This window comes from Flavobacterium sp. (assembly GCF_027533505.1).
In the GTDB taxonomy this organism is placed as follows: domain Bacteria; phylum Bacteroidota; class Bacteroidia; order Flavobacteriales; family Flavobacteriaceae; genus Flavobacterium.
This window is the reverse complement of record NZ_JAPZUB010000002.1, coordinates 1-4,450: the sequence shown is the minus strand read 5'-3', so window position 1 is coordinate 4,450 and position 4,450 is coordinate 1. Positions and strand designations below refer to the sequence as shown.

6 protein-coding genes and 1 rRNA gene are annotated in these 4,450 nt (G+C 37.8%); 3 read left to right on the top strand and 4 right to left on the bottom strand.

What is annotated here, in order from left to right:
- Nucleotides 1-87: ribosomal RNA gene (rrf, locus tag O9316_RS00640) — 5S ribosomal RNA — on the top strand; the annotation flags it as partial.
- Nucleotides 88-210: 123 nt separating this feature from the next.
- Here rrf and O9316_RS00635 read toward each other — a convergent pair.
- A complete protein-coding gene (locus O9316_RS00635) occupies nt 211-654 on the bottom strand; it encodes a DUF4268 domain-containing protein (protein ID WP_298346867.1) in 444 nt (147 codons plus the stop codon).
- A gap of 38 nt (nt 655-692) precedes the next feature.
- Between O9316_RS00635 and O9316_RS00630 the strand changes: the two genes are divergently transcribed.
- Together O9316_RS00630 and O9316_RS00625 are read left to right on the top strand one after the other, a co-directional pair.
- Complete coding sequence (locus O9316_RS00630) at nt 693-1,334, top strand: CoA pyrophosphatase (protein ID WP_298346862.1); 642 nt, start codon at nt 693-695, stop codon at nt 1,332-1,334.
- A gap of 32 nt (nt 1,335-1,366) precedes the next feature.
- Entirely contained in the window at nt 1,367-2,170 is an 804-nt protein-coding gene (locus tag O9316_RS00625) for a 1-acyl-sn-glycerol-3-phosphate acyltransferase (RefSeq protein ID WP_298346859.1), read from the top strand.
- Between the two features lie 3 nt (nt 2,171-2,173).
- On the opposite strand, the gene O9316_RS00620 is transcribed toward O9316_RS00625, so the two are convergent.
- From O9316_RS00620 to O9316_RS00610, 3 genes are read right to left on the bottom strand one after another with little or no spacing between them, the layout of a single operon-like run.
- Entirely contained in the window at nt 2,174-3,025 is an 852-nt protein-coding gene (locus O9316_RS00620) for a TraB/GumN family protein (protein ID WP_298346856.1), read from the bottom strand.
- Nucleotides 3,025-3,648 carry a hypothetical protein gene (locus tag O9316_RS00615; RefSeq protein ID WP_366941504.1) on the bottom strand — a complete coding sequence of 208 codons (624 nt, stop codon included), beginning with the start codon at nt 3,646-3,648 and terminating at the stop codon, nt 3,025-3,027. Before O9316_RS00615 ends, O9316_RS00620 begins: the two co-directional genes overlap by 1 nt.
- A gap of 3 nt (nt 3,649-3,651) precedes the next feature.
- A complete protein-coding gene (locus O9316_RS00610) occupies nt 3,652-4,146 on the bottom strand; it encodes a sigma-70 family RNA polymerase sigma factor (protein ID WP_298346852.1) in 495 nt (164 codons plus the stop codon).
- Nucleotides 4,147-4,450: the final 304 nt, after the last annotated feature.

The window sequence follows — 4,450 nt, the reverse complement described above, 5'->3', positions numbered from 1 at the left end:
TCACCTCTTCCCATTCCGAACAGAGAAGTTAAGCCCGACAGCGCAGATGGTACTGCATCACTGTGGGAGAGTATGTCGCCGCCTTGTTTTTAGAGAGTCCTGACTATATCGTCAGGACTCTTTTTTTTATCGGTGCGGCGTTAAGAATTATGAATTATGAGTTAAGAATTATGAGTTATGAGTGAACGATTCTAAACTCTAAATTCTATTTTAAGTGTTTAAATCCAGATCGCGTATGTAATCTTCGTATTCAATAAAGAATGTCTCAAAAGCCGCCATCTTTGTCGCAAAAAAAGCATGAATTCGTTGCCAATCCTCACGACGATTCATGTTTACATTTTCCAGTTCGACCCAAATGCGACTAATAGTTTTTCCGTTTTCTAATGTTAAATGTCTTTCAAAAAGGGTATTGGGAAGATGTTCTTCGAGTAAAAGTGTTCGTAAAGATTCTATTTTTTCATAGTATATTTTTCGTTTTTCTGCGTCGCGGGGTTCGATATCCAATTGTACGCGTGCTATTCGATTGTCAATATAAAATTTGAAACTAACATCTTTAATTTGAGTATCATACAACATCCATTTGCGTGGATAATTCGTGCCAAATGTAGCCCAAAATTCACGTTTTAAAAGTTGTTTTTCTTCCTTGCTATACATGCCGTTTTTTTTGGTAAATTTAAACATTATTACGGGTTATGACGTTTGCTACTTTTCAAGCTTTAGTTCCTCTTCTTCAACAACATCCTTTGCCTGCGCTCTCTTCCCATGAGAAAGTGGTGCCCGAGGAACGTCGTCGCGCGCTCCATGTTGGAGGTATTCCTGAAAATGCTCGTCAAGCTGCGGTATTAATTTATTTATATCCCATCGAAGATGTCATGCATGCCGTATTTATTCGTCGTAATGATTATCCTGGGGTACACTCGGGTCAAATTGCTTTTCCTGGGGGTAAAGTTGAGTCGGAAGATGCTTCTCTGTGGTACACTGCATTACGTGAAGCCCATGAGGAGGTGGGTATTTTGCCAGAAAACGTTACGCTTATCAAACCGATAACTTCGGTTTACATTCCACCCAGTAATTTTCAAGTTTTTCCTTTTCTTGCATACGGACATCAACGTCCCAATTTTGTGTTGCAAATAGAGGAGGTGTCTGAAATTTTAGAATTTCCATTAGCGCATTTATTTGAAGATGCTAATTTAACATCGATGCGTTTGACCACTTCGTATTCAAAATCGATAGAAGTACCTGCATTTCAAATAGAAAATCAAGTCATTTGGGGAGCCACAGCCATGATGGTGAGTGAATTGAAAGACAGTTTTAAGGCCTTGTTATCCGTATAATTCTTCGTATCTTTAACACCCATTTTGGTGCTATGAAGTTGATAAAACGCAATCCGTTTGGACACATCTTATTTTTAAAAAAATGGCTTATCCGTATTGCAGGTGTGATTACACATCGAAGGTATCGCGGATTCAATGAGCTGCAAATAGAAGGTTCTGAAATTTTACGTCAGTTACCTGAACAAAATGTATTGTTTATTTCCAATCATCAAACCTATTTTGCCGACGTCGTAGCGATGTTTCACGTCTTTAATGCTAGTTTGAGCGGACGACAAAATAACATTCGCAATGTAGGTTATTTATGGAATCCCAAACTGAATGTGTATTATGTCGCGGCAGGTGAAACGATGCGCTCGGGTTTATTACCCAAAATTTTGGCATATGCGGGTGCGATTACAGTAGAGCGGACTTGGCGTTCGGGCGGAAAAGACATTGATGAAAAGAAAGCGGTCAATCCCAACGATACGGAAAACATTATGAAAGCATTGGCCGATGGTTGGGTTATTACGTTCCCACAAGGGACCACAAAGTCGTTTAAACCCGTTCGCAAAGGAACAGCCCATATCATAAAAAAACACAAACCTCTTGTAGTTCCCATAGTTATAGATGGTTTCCGACGTTCTTTTGATAAAAAGGGATTGCGGATTAAAAAGAAAAATATTTTACAATCCTTTACCATCAAACCTCCTCTCGATATTGATTATGATCGAGAATCTATTGAGGAAATAGTGGAAAAAATCGAGTTTGCCATTGAACAACATCCTTCTTTTTTAAAAGTCATTCCTGCCGAAGTTTTGGAAGAACAAGAGCGGTTAAATGAATTGCGTCGTTGGTAGATGCTACATTACGGGTTCAACCGTATACCCTAAATCTCTGAGCAATTGCAATACCCCTTCTTTTCCCGGTAAATGAGCGGCCCCAACACCAATAAATGTGGGCTTTTCTGCCATGATTTTTGGTAATCGACTTTGCCAATTTCGGTTGCGTTTGTTGAGGAGTTCTTCTTCGAATTGGGAATAAAATTGGGTTTCTGAACTTTTGAATAATTCCATCAAGGCATCGAGGTCTTCTTTGGCGTAACAGGCCAACATTTTTTCCGTTTCTGAGCCGCTGAATTCAATCCCTTTCTCGGCCAATTTAACGAGTTCATTGGCTTGTTCTTTATAGGGGATGGCATCAAATACGGCCATTTGTTCCAATACTTTTTCGAGTCCGATGATTGCTTCGTTCTGACTTTTAGCTACTTTCATTAATTCTTGTTCCACCGATTGCATGGGACAAGTCAATATCTTTGGATAGAGCATAGCAGTGACCATAAAAGGTTTCATGGTATTCACCATTTTGGCAGAATATCCTAAGTGTTTTTTTAGAAATGCATCAACCGTTGCAAAGTCTTTGGCAGAAAGCAAGGAATCCAAACGCTGACCATTTTTCATATTGATCCCCGCCATCATGACCATTTGTAAGCTTGGGTCGTCCATGTCTAATTCTAAACAAACTTGTTGTGTTTTCTCTAAGGCCTCCAACACCTTTGGTTTTAACGTTGCATCACAAGTGATATGAATGGTACCAAACACATACGACGGTTGCGTTAATCCATTTCCAGAAACTTTCCAAAGTAATGATTTGGGGGTTTGTGCAAAATTCAACATCGAGCACAATACACTGAGCAGTAGCGCTAATTTTTTCATTATAAATCAATTTTTTTTAATTCGTTATAATTTCGGAATAAACGTTTCATCAACGTACCATAAATCAGGTAGTAAAACAAGGCAGCGATACCAAAAAACGCCAACAAGAAAACCACTAAAATAATGATAGTAATCACCATGGCTTTCGGGTTGTGGCTAATTTTTTGCATTTGCGGATTGGCGATAAAAGCCAAAACAAACCCAGCAATAGCACTCAATCCAATCATGATTAAATTGTACCATACATAGTATTTTACGGTACGTCTTGTTTTCAGGATATCTTGCATCAATTTTTTGGTCGAACGTAGGGTTGAAATATTTTTATAGTTGACGTAGAAAGCATAAATAAATGCCGCTACCACTGCATAGTTGACATAGGTAATGATTTTAAAATAAGGTATCATATACTCGGTATGATTTTTAACCATTACCTCGTCGGTGTTAAAAATCAAACTAATCGCAGTCCAAAGCGTTACTTCTAATATACTGATAATCAATATCCATTTTACAGTCGATGAGGATCGCTTGTGAATCATGGCAGCGATATCCGACTCCTGTAATTGTCGAAAAGGCTTTGTTTGTTTGTTCCAATCCTTTTTTAATAAATCCAGTTCATTCATCATTCGTTACGGATTTAGTATTTTCTTTAATTTTCCTTTAATTCGGTTCATTTTCACACGCGCATTGACCTCACTGATTCCGAGTGTTTCAGATATTTCACTATAATCTTTGTCTTCCAAATACATATAAATCAATGCTTTTTCAATGTCGTTTAGCTGGTGAATCGCTTGATACATCAACTTTAATTGCTCTTCCTCTTCGGGATTATAATCCTCTTGCTTGATAAAATAGCTAGCTTTTTCAAAGTCAACGGTGGCAACGGTTCGTGTATTTTTTCGATACAAGGTAATGGCCGTATTTAACGCCACGCGATACGCCCATGTCGAAAATTTGGCTTCCCCTCTAAATTTTGGAAATGCCTTCCAAAGTTGAATCGTGATTTCTTGAAACAAATCATTGTGTGCCTCCTCATTGTTGGTGTAGAGACGACAAATTTTATGGACAATGTTTTGGTGGTCCGTGAGTTGTTTTACAAATGATGTTTCTAGCGATTCATTCATGGGAGTATTAGTGATATGATGGTCTTTTTTGTTACAACAACGCAGCTAATTTTCAAATTTAATACAAGATGTCCACCTGAATATTTTTTGCAAAATTGACATCTCAATGCTTAAAGTGCTTGAAAATGATTTTCTTAGTACATCTCTTTGGCGAATAAATTATTTAGGCTATGGTCTAATTAATATACGGTAAATTTATTATGTTTTTAAATTCATACCATGCGGAGAATGATGTAGCTATTAACAACACGGTTTTCTTTAGCGGACTTTGACTTTCATTTATGATTGATTTTAGCGCATACCA